This is a genomic window from uncultured Ralstonia sp., assembly GCA_913056305.1.
Classification (GTDB): domain Bacteria; phylum Pseudomonadota; class Gammaproteobacteria; order Burkholderiales; family Burkholderiaceae; genus Ralstonia.
In genome coordinates this window covers 1-16,371 of sequence record CAJXMR010000097.1, presented here as the reverse complement: position 1 = coordinate 16,371, position 16,371 = coordinate 1, and the positions used below count along the sequence as shown (strand labels likewise).

The 16,371-nt window shown below is 67.6% G+C and carries 17 protein-coding genes; 16 read left to right on the top strand and 1 reads right to left on the bottom strand.

Translation table 11 applies throughout. From position 1 onward, the window contains the following. The 4 genes from QZ609_RS15570 to QZ609_RS15555 form a co-directional block, all read left to right on the top strand. Positions 1 to 305 (top strand): nitrilase-related carbon-nitrogen hydrolase (locus QZ609_RS15570; protein WP_295496587.1); only part of this gene is annotated, 305 nt, incomplete at its 5' end. Between the two features lie 46 nt (positions 306 to 351). Further along, entirely contained in the window at positions 352 to 1,815 is a 1,464-nt protein-coding gene (gene tldD / locus QZ609_RS15565; protein ID WP_295496584.1) for a metalloprotease TldD, read from the top strand. 378 nt (positions 1,816 to 2,193) lie between these two features. Further along, positions 2,194 to 3,273, top strand: a complete 1,080-nt coding sequence (gene aroG, locus QZ609_RS15560) for a 3-deoxy-7-phosphoheptulonate synthase AroG (RefSeq protein WP_295496581.1) — start codon at positions 2,194 to 2,196, stop codon at positions 3,271 to 3,273. Between the two features lie 170 nt (positions 3,274 to 3,443). Beyond that, entirely contained in the window at positions 3,444 to 4,340 is an 897-nt protein-coding gene (locus QZ609_RS15555; RefSeq protein ID WP_295496578.1) for a mechanosensitive ion channel family protein, read from the top strand. A gap of 71 nt (positions 4,341 to 4,411) precedes the next feature. Here the strand turns inward: QZ609_RS15555 and QZ609_RS15550 are convergent, their stop codons facing one another. Then, complete coding sequence (locus tag QZ609_RS15550) at positions 4,412 to 4,969, bottom strand: cob(I)yrinic acid a,c-diamide adenosyltransferase (RefSeq protein ID WP_295496576.1); 558 nt, start codon at positions 4,967 to 4,969, stop codon at positions 4,412 to 4,414. Positions 4,970 to 5,129: 160 nt separating this feature from the next. Between QZ609_RS15550 and QZ609_RS15545 the strand changes: the two genes are divergently transcribed. From QZ609_RS15545 to QZ609_RS15490, 12 genes are all read left to right on the top strand, one after another. After that, entirely contained in the window at positions 5,130 to 6,548 is a 1,419-nt protein-coding gene (locus QZ609_RS15545; RefSeq protein ID WP_295496574.1) for an FAD-linked oxidase C-terminal domain-containing protein, read from the top strand. 17 nt (positions 6,549 to 6,565) lie between these two features. Continuing rightward, positions 6,566 to 7,456: a LysR substrate-binding domain-containing protein gene (locus QZ609_RS15540; protein ID WP_295496572.1), complete on the top strand. Its 891-nt coding sequence runs from the start codon at positions 6,566 to 6,568 to the stop codon at positions 7,454 to 7,456. Between the two features lie 185 nt (positions 7,457 to 7,641). Beyond that, positions 7,642 to 9,135 carry an FAD-linked oxidase C-terminal domain-containing protein gene (locus QZ609_RS15535; RefSeq protein WP_295496569.1) on the top strand — a complete coding sequence of 498 codons (1,494 nt, stop codon included), beginning with the start codon at positions 7,642 to 7,644 and terminating at the stop codon, positions 9,133 to 9,135. 7 nt (positions 9,136 to 9,142) lie between these two features. Beyond that, positions 9,143 to 10,261: a glycolate oxidase subunit GlcE gene (gene glcE, locus QZ609_RS15530; RefSeq protein WP_295496567.1), complete on the top strand. Its 1,119-nt coding sequence runs from the start codon at positions 9,143 to 9,145 to the stop codon at positions 10,259 to 10,261. 14 nt (positions 10,262 to 10,275) lie between these two features. After that, positions 10,276 to 11,520 carry a glycolate oxidase subunit GlcF gene (gene glcF / locus QZ609_RS15525; RefSeq protein ID WP_295496565.1) on the top strand — a complete coding sequence of 415 codons (1,245 nt, stop codon included), beginning with the start codon at positions 10,276 to 10,278 and terminating at the stop codon, positions 11,518 to 11,520. Positions 11,521 to 11,572: 52 nt separating this feature from the next. Beyond that, on the top strand, positions 11,573 to 11,950 hold the full coding sequence (locus tag QZ609_RS15520; RefSeq protein ID WP_295496563.1) for a CidA/LrgA family protein: 378 nt from the start codon (positions 11,573 to 11,575) through the stop codon (positions 11,948 to 11,950). Then, positions 11,947 to 12,678: an LrgB family protein gene (locus tag QZ609_RS15515; protein WP_295496560.1), complete on the top strand. Its 732-nt coding sequence runs from the start codon at positions 11,947 to 11,949 to the stop codon at positions 12,676 to 12,678. Before QZ609_RS15520 ends, QZ609_RS15515 begins: the two co-directional genes overlap by 4 nt. 179 nt (positions 12,679 to 12,857) lie before the next feature. Beyond that, positions 12,858 to 13,253: a VOC family protein gene (locus QZ609_RS15510; RefSeq protein WP_295496557.1), complete on the top strand. Its 396-nt coding sequence runs from the start codon at positions 12,858 to 12,860 to the stop codon at positions 13,251 to 13,253. 71 nt (positions 13,254 to 13,324) lie between these two features. After that, positions 13,325 to 13,804, top strand: a complete 480-nt coding sequence (locus tag QZ609_RS15505; RefSeq protein WP_295496554.1) for a cupin domain-containing protein — start codon at positions 13,325 to 13,327, stop codon at positions 13,802 to 13,804. Positions 13,805 to 13,846: 42 nt separating this feature from the next. Further along, positions 13,847 to 14,545 carry a YafY family protein gene (locus tag QZ609_RS15500; RefSeq protein ID WP_295496589.1) on the top strand — a complete coding sequence of 233 codons (699 nt, stop codon included), beginning with the start codon at positions 13,847 to 13,849 and terminating at the stop codon, positions 14,543 to 14,545. 11 nt (positions 14,546 to 14,556) lie between these two features. Beyond that, positions 14,557 to 15,171, top strand: coding sequence for a hypothetical protein (locus QZ609_RS15495; RefSeq protein ID WP_295496552.1), 615 nt, complete (start codon positions 14,557 to 14,559; stop codon positions 15,169 to 15,171). A 50-nt stretch (positions 15,172 to 15,221) separates the two neighbouring features. Continuing rightward, complete coding sequence (locus QZ609_RS15490; protein ID WP_295496550.1) at positions 15,222 to 16,298, top strand: YgcG family protein; 1,077 nt, start codon at positions 15,222 to 15,224, stop codon at positions 16,296 to 16,298. Positions 16,299 to 16,371 lie beyond the last annotated feature (73 nt).

Sequence of the window (16,371 nt, the reverse complement as noted above, 5' to 3'; positions counted from 1 at the left end):
CGCAGGGCAACCTGAACTTGATTCTGATGCCGGCGGCCTTCACCTACGTGACGGGTGCCGCGCACTGGGAGCTGCTGTTGCGCGCCCGCGCGGTCGAGAACCAGTGTTACGTGCTCGCCGCCGCACAGGGCGGGCGCCATGAGAACGGCCGCCGCACCTGGGGCCATTCCATGCTGGTCGACCCCTGGGGCGAGATCATCAGCGCCGTGCCCGAAGGCGAAGGCATCGCCATCGGCGACATGGACCCGGCGCGCCTGGCGCAGGTGCGCCGTGACCTGCCGGCGCTGAAACACCGTGTGATGTAGCCCAACCGAATTCCCGAATTCACGAATTCCTCAGCGAGAACCCACCATGAACGCAGGCGACATCGCCATCCAGAACCTGTCCATCGCGCGCCGCGTGCTGCTCGATCCGTACAGCCTCGACGAAGCGCACCTGCAGCGCGCGCTGGCCGACATCTTCACGCACCGCGTCGACTATGCCGACCTGTATTTCCAGTACACCCGCAACGAGGCGTGGAGCCTGGAAGAAGGCATCGTCAAGTCGGGCAGCTTCAGCATCGACCAGGGCGTGGGCGTGCGCGCCGTGTCGGGCGACCGCACCGCGTTCGCGTATTCCGACGACATCAGCCTGCCTGCGCTGCTGCAGGCTGCCGGCGCCACGCGCACGATCGGCAAGGCTGGCGCCGGGCGCGTCAAGGTAGCGAGCAGCCTGCAGAACAGCCAGGGCGGCCGTGCGCTGTACGCGCCGAACGACCCGCTCGATTCGATGACCGCATCGGAGAAAGTCGCCCTGCTCGAACGCATCGAAAAGCTCGCCCGCGCCAAGGACCCGCGCGTGGTGCAGGTGATGGCCGGCCTGGCCGGTGAATACGACGTGATGCTGGTCGCGCGCAGCGACGGCGTGATCGCCGCGGACGTGCGCCCGCTGGTGCGCGTCTCCGTCACCGTCATCGCCGAGCACAATGGGCGCCGCGAGATGGGCAGCTCCGGCGGTGGCGGCCGCTATGCCTACGGCTACTTCACCGACGACCTGCTGCGCCAGTACGTGGACGAGGCGGTCTCCTCCGCGCTGGTCAACCTGGAAGCCAAGCCGGCGCCGGCCGGCACCATGACCGTCGTGCTCGGCTCGGGCTGGCCCGGCGTGCTGCTGCACGAGGCCATCGGCCACGGGCTGGAGGGCGACTTCAACCGCAAGGGCTCGTCGGCGTTCTCGGGCCGCATGGGCGAGCGCGTGGCGGCCAAGGGTGTCACCGTGGTGGACGACGGCACGCTGGCCAACCGCCGCGGCTCGCTCAACCTCGACGACGAGGGCAACCCCACGCAGTGCAACACGCTCATCGAAGACGGCATCCTGACCGGCTACATGCAGGACACGCTCAACGCACGCCTGATGAAGATGCCCGTGACCGGCAACGCCCGCCGCGAGAGCTACGCCGCCCTGCCGATGCCGCGCATGACCAACACCTACATGCTCGGCGGCGACAAGGACCCGCAGGAGATCATCGCCAGCGTCAAGAAGGGCCTGTATGCGGTCAACTTCGGCGGCGGCCAGGTCGACATCACCAACGGCAAGTTCGTGTTCTCGGCCAGCGAGGCCTACCTGATCGAAGACGGCAAGATCACCGCACCGGTCAAGGGCGCAACGCTGGTCGGCAACGGCCCGGAATCGCTCAAGCACGTGACCATGATCGGCAACGACATGCGCCTGGATTCGGGCATCGGCGTGTGCGGCAAGGAAGGCCAGAGCGTGCCGGTGGGCGTGGGCCAGCCGACCCTGCGCATCGAGAACATGACGGTGGGCGGCACGGCCTGATTTGCCGCAAGGCCGCTACGGTGGGCCGCACTCTCGGAGTATTCTGACTTGCGGCCCCCAAAAAAAGGGGTTATAAAGACGGTTCGATTGGTGCGGCGCAGTAGCGCTTCCCGACTTTTTTCTTGCATCGCCTAGCTTTTCCCTCCATGTCCTTCGCCAAGTTTTTTTACTTTTATTTTTGGCATCTCGCACCGCTGGCGGAAGGAGAGGGGCGCTTGCAGCAAAAATAAAGCACCCGACAGATACCGAAAACCGCCAGCGACCCTGGCGGTTTTTTTTCGCCCAGTCTCCGCCCTACCCCGGCACCGACGCGAAACATGATCCGAACACAGTAGACGTTTCCAATACACGAACCAAGACACCCCCCTGGAGCTTTCCATGCCGAAGAACACCGATGATTTGCGCATTCGCGAACTGAAAGAACTGACGCCGCCGTCACACCTGATTCGCGAATTCCCGTGCAGCGACGCCGTGTCCGAGCTGATCTACCAAAGCCGGAACGCCATGCACCGCATCCTGCACGGCATGGACGACCGCCTGATCGTCATCATCGGCCCCTGCTCCATCCACGACACCAAGGCCGCGCTGGACTACGCCCGCCGCCTGGTCGCGCAGCGCGAGCGCTTCAAGAACGAGCTGGAAATCGTCATGCGCGTGTACTTCGAGAAGCCGCGCACCACGGTCGGCTGGAAGGGCCTGATCAACGATCCGTACATGGACGGCAGCTTCAAGATCAACGACGGCCTGCGCACCGCGCGCGAGGTGCTGATGAACATCAACGAGCTGGGTCTGCCGGCCGGCACCGAATACCTCGACATGATCAGCCCGCAGTACATCGCCGATCTGGTGAGCTGGGGCGCGATCGGTGCGCGTACGACGGAATCGCAGGTGCACCGCGAGCTGGCTTCCGGACTGTCGTGCCCGGTCGGCTTCAAGAACGGCACCGACGGCAACGTGAAGATCGCCGTGGACGCCATCAAGGCCGCGTCGCAGCCGCACCACTTCCTGTCGGTCACCAAGGGCGGCCACTCGGCCATCGTATCGACGGCGGGCAACGAGGATTGCCACATCATCCTGCGCGGCGGCAAGACGCCCAACTACGACGCGGCCAGCGTGCAGGAAGCCTGCGACGCCATCGCCAAGTCGGGCCTGGCCGCGCGCCTGATGATCGACGCCTCGCACGCCAACAGCAGCAAGAAGCATGAGAACCAGATCCCGGTGTGCGAGGACATCGGCCGCCAGATGGCCGGCGGCGACAATCGCATCGTCGGCGTGATGGTCGAGTCGCACATCAACGGCGGCCGCCAGGACCACGTGCAGGGCACGCCGGTGGAAGACCTCGCCTACGGCCAGAGCGTGACCGACGCCTGCATCGGCTGGGACGATTCGGTCAAGGTGCTCGAGACGCTGGCTGAGGCCGTGCGCAAGCGCCGTATGGTGCCCGGCAGCGGTAACTGATCTGCGCCTGCGCTCTATGAAGGACGCCTGCGGGCGTCCTTTTTTCATTGGCCGACGGGCCGGTCAATGTAAAACAAATGTGACCAAAACGTATCAAAGTCACACAAGTGCAGCCCCTTTGGCATATCGTGGAGGGATTCCCGAAATCCCTACCCCCTCCGGAGGCAACCATGGCTGACAACTTGGTGGACACCACCGTCAATACCGCAAGCAAATACCAGGCGATCCTGACGCAGTACGCCACCGACGTCGGCATGAAGATCCTGGCCGCCATCGCCTTCTGGGTGATCGGCCGCTGGCTGATCCACGTGGCCGTGCGCATGGTGCAGGGGTCGCTGGAGCGGCAGAAGGTCGACCCGACCGTGCTGCGCTATGTCGGCTCGGTGATCACCGTCACGTTGAACGTGCTGCTGGTGATCGGCATCCTCGGTTATTTCGGCGTGCAGACGACGACGTTCGCGGCGCTGATTGCCGCCGCCGGCGTGGCGATCGGCATGGCATGGTCGGGCCTCCTGGCGAACTTTGCGGCGGGCGCCTTCCTGATCGTGCTGCGGCCGTTCAAGGTGGGCGACTTCGTGACGGCCGGTGGCGTGACCGGCACGGTCAAGGAGATCGGCCTGTTTGCCACCGCGCTCAACACGCCGGACAACGTCGTGACGCTGATCGGCAACAACAAGATCTTCTCCGACACGATCCAGAACTACACCGCCAACCCGTTCCGCCGCGTCGAGCTGAAGGCGCAACTGGCCGGCAGCGCCGACCACCGCGCCGCCATCGCCCTGCTCAAGGAGAAGGTCGCGACCATCCCGAACGTGCTGGCCGAGCCGGCGGTCGACGTGGAGATCCTGGAGTTCAACTTGGTGGGGCCGGTGCTGGCGGTGCGCCCGTACGCTCACAACGACAACTACTGGCAGGTCTACTTCGACACCAACCGAACAATCAGGGAAGCGCTGGCCGAGGCCGGCTTCCCGGCACCGACGCCGTCACAAGCACTGACGGTAACGATGCCCGCGCAACTGCAGGGGCTGGCGTCCGTGGGGCAAGGCCAGCAGACGCACGTGAACTGAACGCGCGCGCTGCACAGCAAAACGGCCCGGTGGAAACATCGGGCCGTTTTGTTTGGGTGGGTCGACTTCGCTTACGCGGGCTTGTGGACGTCGCGCTCCCACAGGACATCGGTGCCGCCGTCTGCGCGGTTCAGCACGCGGGCCAGCACGAACAGCAAGTCGGACAAGCGATTGACGTACTGGCGCGGCGCCTCGCCAATCGTCTCCGCGCGGCCCAGCGCGACGATGGTGCGCTCGGCCCGGCGCGCGACCGTGCGGCACACGTGCGCCTGCGCCGCCGCGCGGCTACCGCCGGGCAGGATGAATTCGGCCAGGCGCGGCAGGTCAGCGTTGTAATCGGCCAGCCATTGGTCCAGGCGCAGCACGTGCGCCGTCGTAACCATCGTGTAGCCGGGGATGCACAACTCGCCGCCGAGGTCGAACAGGTCGTGCTGGATGGCGGTCAGCGCCACACGCACCCCGTCCGGCAAGGTCTCTGTGAGCAGCACACCGATGTGCGAGTTCAGCTCGTCGACGTCGCCGATGGCGGCGATGCGCAGGCTATCCTTTGCTGTGCGGCTGCCATCGCCGAGGCCGGTGGTGCCGTCGTCGCCGGTGCGCGTGGCGATCTTGGATAAGCGGTTGCCCACGATGTGTCTCCGTTATGCGTGCACTGCATTATCGCAAGACCGGGCGGCGCTGGCGACGTGCGGCGTTAGAATCGCAGAATCAGGCCCGCCGCCAGAGCGGTCCAAGCGCTTCCGGGGTGACGCGGAACGTGCACCACACCAACACACGCGCGAGACAGTCATGAACCATCCCGTTCCCCCGCACCCGTTGCTCCGCAAGCCGATCCCGCCGGCGATGCTCGACGCGCTGCGCACCCGCTTCGGCGAGCGCCTGTCCACCAGCGATGCCGTACGCGCCCACCACGGCCGCGATGAATCCGCCTACGACCCGATGCTGCCCGACGCCGTGGTCTTCGCGCAGACCACCGAGGACGTCGCCGCCGTTGCCAAGCTGTGCTACGAACACGAGATCCCGCTGATCCCGTACGGCGCTGGCTCGTCGCTCGAAGGCCACCTGCTGGCCGTGGCCGGCGGCGTGAGCCTCGACCTCTCGCAGATGAACCGCGTGCTGTCGGTCCATCCGGAAGACCTGACGGTGACGGTCGAGCCCGGCGTCACGCGCAAGCAGCTCAACACCGAGATCCGCGAGACCGGCCTGTTCTTCCCGATCGACCCGGGCGCGGATGCCTCCATCGGCGGCATGTGCGCGACGCGCGCGTCCGGTACCAACGCCGTGCGCTACGGCACGATGCGCGAGAACGTACTGAACCTGACCGTGGTGACCGCCGACGGCCGCGTCATCAAGACCGCCAACCGTGCGCGCAAATCGTCGGCGGGCTATGACCTGACGCGCCTCTTTATCGGCAGCGAGGGGACGCTGGGCATCATCACCGAGATCACGCTGAAGCTGTATCCGCAGCCGGAGGCCGTGTCCGCCGCGGTGTGCGCGTTCCCGAGCATGGGCGACGCGGTGTCCGCCGTGATCGACACGATCCAGATGGGCGTGCCGATCGCGCGCGTGGAGTTTGTCGATGCGCTGGCCATCCGCGCGATCAATCAGTACGACAAGCTGACGCTGCCCGAGATGCCGACGCTGTTCTTCGAATTCCACGGCTCCGAGCACGGTGTGCAGGAGCAGGCCGAGACCGTCCAGCAAATTGCCGCCGATCACCAGGGCCAGGGCTTCGAATGGGCCACACGGCCCGAGGACCGCAGCCGCCTCTGGAACGCCCGCCACAATGCGTTCTTCGCCTTCCTGCAGCTCAAGCCCGGCTGCCGCGCCGTCACCACCGACGTGTGCGTGCCGATCTCGCGCCTGGCCGAGTGCGTGGTGGAGACCGAGCAAGACCTGATTGCCAGCGCGCTGCACCTGCCCGCGCCCATCGTCGGCCACGTGGGCGACGGCAACTTCCACGTCGCCCTGCTGATCGACCCGAACAAGCCGGAAGAGCTGGCCGAAGCCGAGCGCATCAACCAGCGTATCGTTGCGCGTGCGATTGCCATGGACGGCACCTGCACGGGCGAGCACGGCGTCGGGTTGCACAAGATGGACTTCCTCGTGGCAGAACATGGCAACGATGCGATCGACCTGATGCGCAGCGTCAAGCAGGCGCTGGACCCGAAGCACATCCTGAACCCCGGCAAGATCTTCCACCTGTAACCCAACCGCACGCTCGCATGGCCTCCGTCTTCAAGCGCGTTCCGCCGCTACACCTGTTGATTGCCTTCGAAGCGGGGGCGCGTCATGCGAGCTTCGCGCGAGCAGCGGAAGAGTTGTCCGTTACGCCCAGCGCGGTGTCCCACCGTATCAAGAACCTTGAAGAGCTGTGGGGCGAGGACCTGTTCGTGCGGACTGGCACAGCGCTGCGCCTGACGGCTGCCGGCACGCGCTACCTGCGCAGCGTGCAGGACGCACTCAAGAGCCTGCACGAACTGGCGCGGCCCGAGTTCAGCAAGCAGCGCGCGCGGCTGCGCGTGGCGATTCCGCCCACCTTCGGCCGCCAGCACCTGGTGCCGCGCCTGCCGGAGTTCAACGCGCTGTATCCGCACATCGACCTGGAGCTGCATCTGTCCATCCCCTTCCTCGACGTGAAGGCCGAGGACACCGATGTCGAGATCCGCTACGGCAGCGGCCGCTATCCGGATCTGAAGACCACGCTGCTGCTCAACGAGCCGGTCTTCCCGGCGTGCGGGCGCGGCTACTTCGAGCAGATCAGCGGCAACACCATCACCGAGCCGTCGCAGTTGCTGAACCTGACGCTGCTGCGCAGCCCGCTGGAGCCGTGGCGCCCATGGTTCGAGGCAGCCGGGCTGGATGCGCCGGAGCCGTCGACCGGATCGCTGTTCAACGACATCGGCCTGATGCTGGAGGCGGTGGCGTCCAACCAGGGCGTGGCGCTGGTGCGGCAGGCCATGGCGCGCAACTGGCTGGCCTCGGGACAGATCGTGCGGCTGCTGGACATCGAATCGGCGTCGCCGCATGCTTATTACATCGTCCAGCGCGAGCAGGCGCCGATGAAGCCCGAGGCGCAGCATTTTGTGGATTGGCTGCTTGGGCTGGAGTGGTAGGCCGGGGTTGCCAGACCAGCGGCCCTGCTGCAATGCGATGAATCCGATTGGCTGGAATCGCGAGCCAAATTCATCGCAGTAAAAGTCCTTAACACATCGCGCGGCGCGGCCGCCGGGCTATAGTGCCTCGCATCCCGGCCACCGCCGCCGGGCAAAACACAAGCGAGACACAAGCGAGACACCCCATGAACGCGCCGCTGCCCGCCAACGCCCGCGATCTGTCTGCCGTCCAGGCGGAGCTGATCGCCGCGCTCGCGCCCCTCGTGCCTGACGAGGCCCTGCTCTGGGAACGCGAAGACACCACCCCGTATGAATGCGACGGCCTCGCCGCCTACCGGCAGGTGCCGCTGGCCGTGGTGCTGCCGGACACCGAGGCGCAGGTCGTCGAGATCCTGCGCATCTGCCACCGCCTGGGCGTACCCGTGGTGCCGCGCGGCGCCGGCACGAGCCTCTCCGGTGGTGCGATGCCCACGCCGGGCGGGCTGGTGCTGTCGCTGGCCAAGTTCAAGCGCATCCTCAAACTCGATCCCTATACGCGCACGGCCGTCGTGCAGCCGGGCGTGCGCAACCTTGCCATCTCGGAGGCGGCCAACCCGCACGGGCTGTACTACGCGCCCGATCCGTCGTCGCAGATCGCCTGCACCATCGGCGGCAACGTCAACGAGAACTCCGGCGGCGTGCACTGCCTGAAGTACGGCCTGACCGTGCACAACGTGCTGCGCGTGCGTGCGGTGATGATGGACGGCGAGGTGGTCGAATTCGGCAGCGAGGCGCCCGACGCGCCCGGCCTGGACCTGCTCGCCACCGTGATCGGCTCCGAAGGCATGCTGGCCGTGGTGACGGAAGTGACCGTGCGGCTGATCCCCAAGCCGCAGCTCGCGCAGGTGATCATGGCGAGCTTCGACAACGTGGAAACCGGCGGCAACGCCGTGGCCGACGTGATTGCCGCCGGCATCATCCCGGCGGGGCTGGAGATGATGGACAAGCCCGCCACCGCGGCGGTCGAGGAGTTCGTCTGCGCCGGCTACGACCTCGACGCCGCCGCCATCCTGCTGTGCGAATCCGACGGCACGCCCGAGGAGGTGGCCGAAGAGATCGCCCGCATGAGCGAGGTGCTGCGCGCCTCGGGCGCCACGCGCATCCAGGTCTCGCAGAGCGAAGCCGAGCGGCTGAAGTTCTGGAGCGGCCGCAAGAACGCCTTCCCGGCGGCCGGGCGCATCTCGCCGGACTACTACTGCATGGACGGCACCATCCCGCGCAAGCACATCGGCACGCTGCTCAAACGCATCCAGGCGATGGAGCAGAAGTACGCCTTGCGGTGCATCAACGTGTTCCATGCGGGTGACGGCAACATGCACCCGCTGATCCTCTTCAACGGCGAAGACCAGGACGAATGGCACCGCGCGGAATTGTTCGGCGCCGACATCCTCGAGACCTGCGTGGAGCTGGGCGGCACGGTGACGGGCGAGCACGGCGTGGGCGTGGAGAAGCTCAGCTCGATGTGCGTGCAGTTCTCGACCGAGGAGCGCGACGCGTTCCTGCGCCTGAAGGCCGCCTTCGACCCGGCGCGCCTGCTGAACCCCGACAAGGCGATCCCCACGCTCGCGCGCTGCGCCGAATACGGCAAGCTGCACGTGCGCAACGGCCTGCTTCCGCATCCCGACCTGCCGCGTTTCTGATCCCGCGATGACTGCACTTGACCCCACCCTCGCGCGCTTTCGCGACGCCATCGCGCAGGCTGCCGACAGCCGCACGCCGCTCACCCTGCGCGGCGGCGGCACCAAGGATTTCTACGGCCGCGCGCCGGCTGCCAACGCCACCGTGCTCGATACACGCGCGTGGTCCGGCATCGTCGATTACGACCCCGCCGAACTCGTCATCACCGCGCGCAGCGGCACGCCGCTCACCGAGATCGAAGCCGCTCTGGCCGAACACCGCCAGATGCTGGCATTCGAGCCGCCGCACTTTGCCGCCGATGGCAAGCAAGCAACCGTAGGTGGCGCATTCGCGTCTGGCCTGTCGGGCCCGCGCCGGCAATCGGTCGGTGCGCTGCGCGACTTCGTGCTCGGCGCCGTGGTCATGGATGGCCGCGGCGACATGCTCAACTTCGGCGGCCAGGTGATGAAGAACGTAGCCGGCTACGACGTCTCGCGCCTGATGGCCGGTGCGCTCGGCACGCTGGGCCTCGTCGTGCAGGTGTCGCTGAAGGTGCTGCCGATGCCGTTCTGCGATGCCACGCTGCGCTTTGCCATGCCGCAAGGCGAGGCCATCGACACGCTGAACCGTTGGGGCGGCCAGCCGCTGCCGATCGCGGCGTCGGCGTGGGTCGGCGGCGCGCTGTGGGTGCGCCTGTGCGGCGCTGATGCGGCCGTGCGCGCGGCCATTGCCAGGCTCGGTGGAGAACGCGTCGACGATGCGGAAGCCGCCACGTTCTGGCGCGACCTGCGCGAGCAGTCGCACACGTTCTTTGCGCGTGCCGCGCGAGGCAGTCTGCCGCTGTGGCGCATCGCCCTGCCCCCAGCCACGCCGCCGCTGGCGCTTGGGGCAGCCTCCGCCGACGAACAACTCGTCGAATGGGGCGGCGGCCAGCGCTGGTGGATCGACACGGCCAGCACACCCGCCGCCACCATCCGCGACGCCGCGCGCCAGGCCGGCGGCCACGCCACGCTGTTCCGCAACGGCGACCGCGCCAGCGATGTCTTCACACCCGTCGCCGCGCCGCTGATGGCCGTGCACCAGCGCCTGAAGGACAGCTTCGACCCGCACGGCATCTTCAACCCCGGCCGCCTGTACGCAGACTTCTGAGAGCCCGCCCCACCATGCAAATCACGCTCGCGGCGTTCCTGCGCAACACCCCCGACGGCGAAGAGGCCCAAAGCATCGTGCAGAAGTGCGTGCACTGCGGCTTCTGCACGGCCACCTGCCCGACCTACCAGCTGCTCGGCGACGAGCTGGACGGCCCGCGCGGGCGCATCTACCTGATGAAGCAGGTGCTGGAAGGCCAGCCTGCCGGTGCCGCCACGCGCCTGCACCTGGACCGCTGCCTGACCTGCCGCAACTGCGAATCGACCTGCCCCTCCGGCGTGACCTACGGCCGCCTCGCGGAGATCGGCCGCAAGATCGTCGACGACCAGCTCGACGCCAAGGGCGAAGCGCGCCCGCTGGCCGAGCGTGCGGTGCGCTGGGTGCTGCGCGAGGGGCTGACGCGGCCCGCGCTGTTCGGCCCGGCGCTCAAGCTCGGGCAGGCCGTGCGTCCGCTCTTGCCACCCGTGCTGCGCAACAAGGTGCCGGCGAAGCAGCCCCGCGCCGGCGTGCGGCCAATCGCCACACATGCGCGCAAGATGCTGCTGCTCGAAGGCTGCGTGCAGCCCGCCATGTCGCCCAACATCAATGCGGCCACGGCACGCGTGTTCGACAAGCTGGGCGTGCAGCTCATCAGCGCAGATCGTGCGGGCTGCTGCGGTGCCATCCGCTATCACATGAACGACCACGTGGGCGGCCTCGACAACATGCGCGCCAACATCGACGCATGGTGGCCGCATATCGAAGCCGGCGCCGAGGCCATCGTCATGACGGCATCCGGCTGCGGCGCGATGGTCAAGGAATACGGCCTGCTGCTGCGCGACGATCCGGCCTATGCCGAGCGCGCCAAGCGTGTATCCGCCCTGACGCGCGACCTGTGCGAGGTGCTGCCGGCCTTCTCCGATACGCTCCTGCAGAAAGCCAAACCCGCAGCGCAACGCCCGCGTGTAGCCTGGCATCCGCCTTGCACGCTGCAACACGGCCAGCAGATCCGCGGCGCAGTGGAGACGCTGCTGACCTCCCTGGGCGTGGATGTGAAACTCTGCGCCGACAGCCACCTGTGCTGCGGTTCGGCGGGCACGTATTCGGTGCTGCAACCCGAGCTGGCCTACCGCCTGCGCGACGACAAGCTGCGCAACCTGCAGGCTGTTCAGCCCGAGCGCATCGTCACCGCCAACATCGGCTGTGTGACGCATCTGCAGAGTGGCACCGACACGCCGGTCGAGCACTGGATCGAGCTGGTGGACCGCATCCTCGCCTGAAGCGGAAGCGGCCCGGTTCTATACTGGCCGCTTCGTTTCACCTGGAGTCCCCATGCTGCAAACCTTCGCGATCCTGTTGACGTTCCAGTCGATCGGCGAGCTGCTGACGTATTCCCTGCACCTGCCCGTGCCCGGCCCGGTGATCGGCATGGTGCTGCTGTTTGTGTACCTGCTGGCGGACCGCGGCCGCATCCTCGAAGTCATGCAGGGCACCATCACTGAGCTGCTGCGCCACTTGACCATCCTGTTCGTGCCGGCCGGCGTGGGCGTGATGGTGCAGCTGCACCGCATCGGGCAGGAGTGGTTGCCCATCGTCGTCGCCACTGTCGTATCGACCTGGCTGGCGATCGGCACCGCGGCACTGGTCACGCGCGCGCTGATGCGCCGCATGGGCGACCACGGCGAGACCAACGAGGAGCTGGCGCCATGACCGCCGTCACGCCAGACCTGCACAAGCTCTGGGTCTACCTGGCCGCCAGCCCGCTGCTGGGCCTGACCGCCACCCTCGTCGCCTACCTGATCGCCTTCCGCATCCACGAGCGCAGGCGCTTCAACCCGCTGGTCAATCCGCTGCTGATTGCGGTGGCGATCCTGGCCACGCTCCTGACACTGACCGGCACGCCGTACAAGACCTACTTCGACGGCGCGCAGTTCGTGCACTTCCTGCTCGGTCCGGCCACCGTGGCGCTGGCGATGCCGCTGTACCAGCAATGGCCGAAGCTGCGCCGCCATGCGGTGCCGCTGCTGGTGGGGCTGCTGGCCGGTTCCGTCGTGGCAGTGGTGTCGGCGATTGCGGTGGCATGGCTGCTGGGCGCCTCCGGCGAGACGCTGCGCTCGATGGCGCCCAAGTCGGTCACCATCCCGATCGCCATGGGCATCTCGGAGAAGATCGGCGGCGCGCCGTCGCTGACCGCCGTGCTGGTGATGATCACCGGCATCCTGGGCGCGACCACCACCACGCGGCTGCTGAACCTGCTGCGCATCCGCGAGTACAGCGTGCGCGGCTTCGCCACCGGCATCGCCGCGCACGGCATTGGCACGGCGCGCGCGTTCCAGGTCAACCAGGAGGCCGGCGCGTTCGCGGCGCTGGGCATGGGCCTGAACGGCATCCTGACAGCGGTGCTGGTGCCGCTGCTGGCGGGGTGGATTCCGCACTGAGCGCATTGCCTCTCCGCCCCGGGTTTCACTGCCTGGGCAATCTGCAACACCCCTCGAATTCTCCTGAACCCTCCTGAATGCTCCTGACAGAACGCTGTCAGGAGCCCCCCGCCACAATCGCTCCACCTTAACGACGCAGGTTCCCCCAACCCCCTGCGCCACCAACCGGAGCGAGCACCATGGCAAGCGTCATCAACTGGTTTGAAATCCCGACCGCCGATTTCCCGCGCGCGGTGAAGTTCTACGAGAACGTCTTCGATACGCAGCTCAAGCAGGAAGACATGGGCGACATGCGCATGGGCGTGTTCCCGGCCGGCGAGACCACCGTCCACGGTGCGCTGGTGCAGGGCGAGGGCTTTACGCCGTCGACCATGGGCAGCGTGCTGTACCTGAACGCACCAAACCTGGATGCCGTACTGGAGCGCGTGAATGGCGCCGGCGGCCAATGCGTGTTCGGCCCGCTGACACTGCCCGACCACATGGGCCGCATCGCCCACTTCGTCGACACCGAAGGCAACCGCGTCGGCCTGCACGAGCCGGACGCGAAGACGCAGTCCTACCTGCTGCAGCAATAAGGCTGCGCAGACCGGCTGTTCCGGCCGGCGCGCGGGCGCCGGCCACACCAACCGAGACAGAAAAGAGCATCATGCCGAGTCAATCGCCCTACCTCATGCGCGCGGCCGACATCGCCGCGCGCACGCAGTCGTTCTCACACCCCTGGAACAGCCTGTCGGAAATCCACGGCACCATGATGGGCCGCCTGCTGGGCCTCAAGCGCACCGGCATCAATTTCGCGCGCGTGCCGCCGGGCAAGGAGTCGTTCGTCTACCACGCGCACCAGCGCGAAGAGGAATGGATCTACATCCTCTCGGGCGAGGGCCAGGCCGAGATCGACGACGGCATGTACTTCGTGCGCGCGGGGGATTTCATGGCCTTCCCCGTTGGCATCGCGCACCACCTGCGCAACTGCGGCAAGGAAGACCTCACCTACCTGTCCGGCGGCGAACACCTGAACATCGAGATCACTGACTTCCCCCGGCTGGGCAAGCGCATGCTGCGCCGGGGCGAGCAGGTCGACGTGGTCGACATCCACCCCGAGCGCGAGCTGACCCCCTTCGGTGCGTAGGGGTGCATCGTGCCGATTGCGGGCGGCGCAAAGCGCACTAAAATTCGGCCCATGACCCGCCGCGCCGACCGACTCTTCCAGATTGCGCAGATCCTCCGAGGCCGCCGCCTGACCACGGCGGCGATGCTGGCCGACCGCCTGGGCGTGTCCGAGCGCACGGTCTACCGCGACATCCGCGACCTGTCCATCTCCGGCGTGCCGATCGAGGGCGAGGCCGGCATCGGCTACCGCATGCGCGCGGGCTTCGACCTCGCGCCGCTGATGTTCACCGCCGATGAAGTCGAAGCGCTGGTCGCCGGCGCCCGCATGATCAAGGCGTGGAGCGGCGGCACCATGGCCGGCTCGGTCGAGGCGGCGCTGGAGAAGCTGATGGGCGCCCTGCCCGCCGAGCGCCGCGCCGAAGCCGAGACCACGCGCATCTTCGCGCCCGGCTACGGCATGGGGCGCGAGGTCAAGGACGTATTCGACACGCTGCATGCCGCGCTCGGCCGCCACGCCGTCGCGCGCCTGTCGTACCGCGACGCGCAGGGCCAGTTGACCGAGCGCTGCATCCAGCCGCTCGGCCTGTTCTTCTGGGGCCAGGTCTGGCTGGTGGCCGCGTGGTGCGAGCACCGCCAGGACTACCGCACCTTCCGGCTTGACCGCTGCGTCAAGGTCGACATCCTGGAGCGGCACTTCGCCGAATCCGCCGAGCGCTCGCTGGCAGACTTCATGCGCAAGGTGCGTGGCTCAACGGACTGACGACGGACACCATGCGGCCTGCAGCGCGTGCGCAGTACATCGACCCCGCCGCCGCCCCGTGGCAGTTTGCGCTGGGCGTACTGTGCCTGGGCCTGGCCGCCCCCGCAGCAGCGGCCGCGACGACCGCGCCCAGCCCATCGCCGCTGCCGATTGAAATCATCGCGATGGTGGCCGCCTTTACCGTGGGGGCCGGAGTTGGCGCGCTGTTATCCGTGCGCCCGTCGTGGGGCTACTGGGTGCTGCCGCTGTGCGCGGTGGGGCTGTTCGTGCATCCGGCCTGGCATGGGCAGGCGCCGTTCGTGATCGCCGCGGCGTTGATGGGTGGGATTCTCGGCGCGGTGCTCTGGCCCGGCCTGCATGCGCGCTGGGGGGCGCTGGCCCTGCTGGCCGTGCCCATCGCGCCGATGCTGCTGGGCCTGCTCGGCACCCGCCTGGGCACGGGGTCGTTCTTTGCGACGCTGGCAGGGATGTTCGCCAGCGCACTGATCCTGTGGTGGGTGTGGCCCCGGCGCGCAACCGATCCGGAAGCGCCCGGCGAGGTCGTCGGCGAAGTGCTGGACGGCACCGCAGACACCATCGTCGACGTGGTCGTCAGCGTCATCTCGGAAGCGGGTGGTTCCGACTGACGCCGCCAAACAAGCTCACAACACCGCACACAAAACACCGGATGCACGTATTGCGCAACGCACGTTTGAACGATGCCGGCGCCGCCCCCTTCTGGCGCGCGCTCCTGATGCTCCTCCTGGGCGCACTGGCTACCCTCCTGCCAACCGGACCTGCCCAGGCGCAGACGCTGCAGCCGGTGCCCGCGCTCGCCCGCCGGGTGACCGACCTCACCGGCACGCTCGACGGCGCGTTCACGGTGCGGCTGGAAAGCAAGCTCGCCACGCTGGAGCAGCGCACCGGCGCGCAGATCGCCGTGCTGATACTGGACAGTACGCACCCCGAGGCCGTCGAGCAATTCGCCACCCGCGTCTTCGAGGCATGGCGGCTGGGCCGACGTGGCGTGGACGACGGCGTCCTGCTGCTGGTGGCCAGGCAGGACCACAAGATGCGCATCGAGGTCGGCTATGGCCTGGAGGGCGCGATCACGGACGTGAAGTCGAGCCGCATCAATCGCGACATCATGGCGCCGGCCTTCCGGCAGGGCGATTTTGGCGGCGGCATCGACCGGGCGGTCGACGCGCTGATCGCGTTGGTGCCGGGTTCGGGCGCGCCCATCGTCGTCACGGACACACCCGCACCGCAGGTGCACAACGCCAGCGCGCCACCATCGGAACACCTCTCCTTCGAGGCATTTGCCTTGCTGGCGTCTGTCGTTCTGGGCCTGATCGGCGGCCCCGTGCTCGCGACACGCTGGTCGCGCTGGCGCTGGATGCTGCCAGCGGCTGCGCTGATGACCTTGCTGTTGGCCGGCGGGTTCAGCACGCAGGACTGGAAGGGTGCGTTGCTGGGGTTGCCGATCACGATGCTCAGTACCGCCGCGATCGGCGCTGCGATCTGGGACGTTTTTTTCCGAACGCCGGCACAGCCAGCCAGTGGAGTCACAAGCCGCCCCCGACAACCGGCCAAGCGACGCAAGACAAGCCGTCCGCGCAAATCGGGCCGCTCCCGCGATTCAAGCGGCACCACCTTTCCGTGGGACAGCAGCCGATCGTCCAGCAGCGATAGCGGCAGCGACTCCAGCGACAGCGGCAGTTTCTCCGGCGGCGGTGGCGATAGCGGCGGCGGCGGTTCGTCGGACAGTTGGTGAGCGCGAGGCGTCGCGCTCACCCCATGGATCAGCCTGCCGGCAGCGGATCGGGCTCCGCCAGCAGCATCTCGAT

Bases quoted from the DNA above. Each gene is read 5' to 3' on its own strand.
- QZ609_RS15515 (WP_295496560.1), top strand. From the start codon at position 11,947: ATGACCGCCGTCACGCCAGACCTGCACAAGCTCTGGGTCTACCTGGCC.
- QZ609_RS15555 (WP_295496578.1), top strand. From the start codon at position 3,444: ATGGCTGACAACTTGGTGGACACCACCGTCAATACCGCAAGCAAATAC.
- QZ609_RS15540 (WP_295496572.1), top strand. From the start codon at position 6,566: ATGGCCTCCGTCTTCAAGCGCGTTCCGCCGCTACACCTGTTGATTGCC.
- QZ609_RS15545 (WP_295496574.1), top strand. From the start codon at position 5,130: ATGAACCATCCCGTTCCCCCGCACCCGTTGCTCCGCAAGCCGATCCCG.
- QZ609_RS15520 (WP_295496563.1), top strand. From the start codon at position 11,573: ATGCTGCAAACCTTCGCGATCCTGTTGACGTTCCAGTCGATCGGCGAG.
- aroG (WP_295496581.1), top strand. From the start codon at position 2,194: ATGCCGAAGAACACCGATGATTTGCGCATTCGCGAACTGAAAGAACTG.
- glcF (WP_295496565.1), top strand. From the start codon at position 10,276: ATGCAAATCACGCTCGCGGCGTTCCTGCGCAACACCCCCGACGGCGAA.
- QZ609_RS15535 (WP_295496569.1), top strand. From the start codon at position 7,642: ATGAACGCGCCGCTGCCCGCCAACGCCCGCGATCTGTCTGCCGTCCAG.
- QZ609_RS15495 (WP_295496552.1), top strand. From the start codon at position 14,557: ATGCGGCCTGCAGCGCGTGCGCAGTACATCGACCCCGCCGCCGCCCCG.
- QZ609_RS15505 (WP_295496554.1), top strand. From the start codon at position 13,325: ATGCCGAGTCAATCGCCCTACCTCATGCGCGCGGCCGACATCGCCGCG.
- glcE (WP_295496567.1), top strand. From the start codon at position 9,143: ATGACTGCACTTGACCCCACCCTCGCGCGCTTTCGCGACGCCATCGCG.
- QZ609_RS15510 (WP_295496557.1), top strand. From the start codon at position 12,858: ATGGCAAGCGTCATCAACTGGTTTGAAATCCCGACCGCCGATTTCCCG.
- tldD (WP_295496584.1), top strand. From the start codon at position 352: ATGAACGCAGGCGACATCGCCATCCAGAACCTGTCCATCGCGCGCCGC.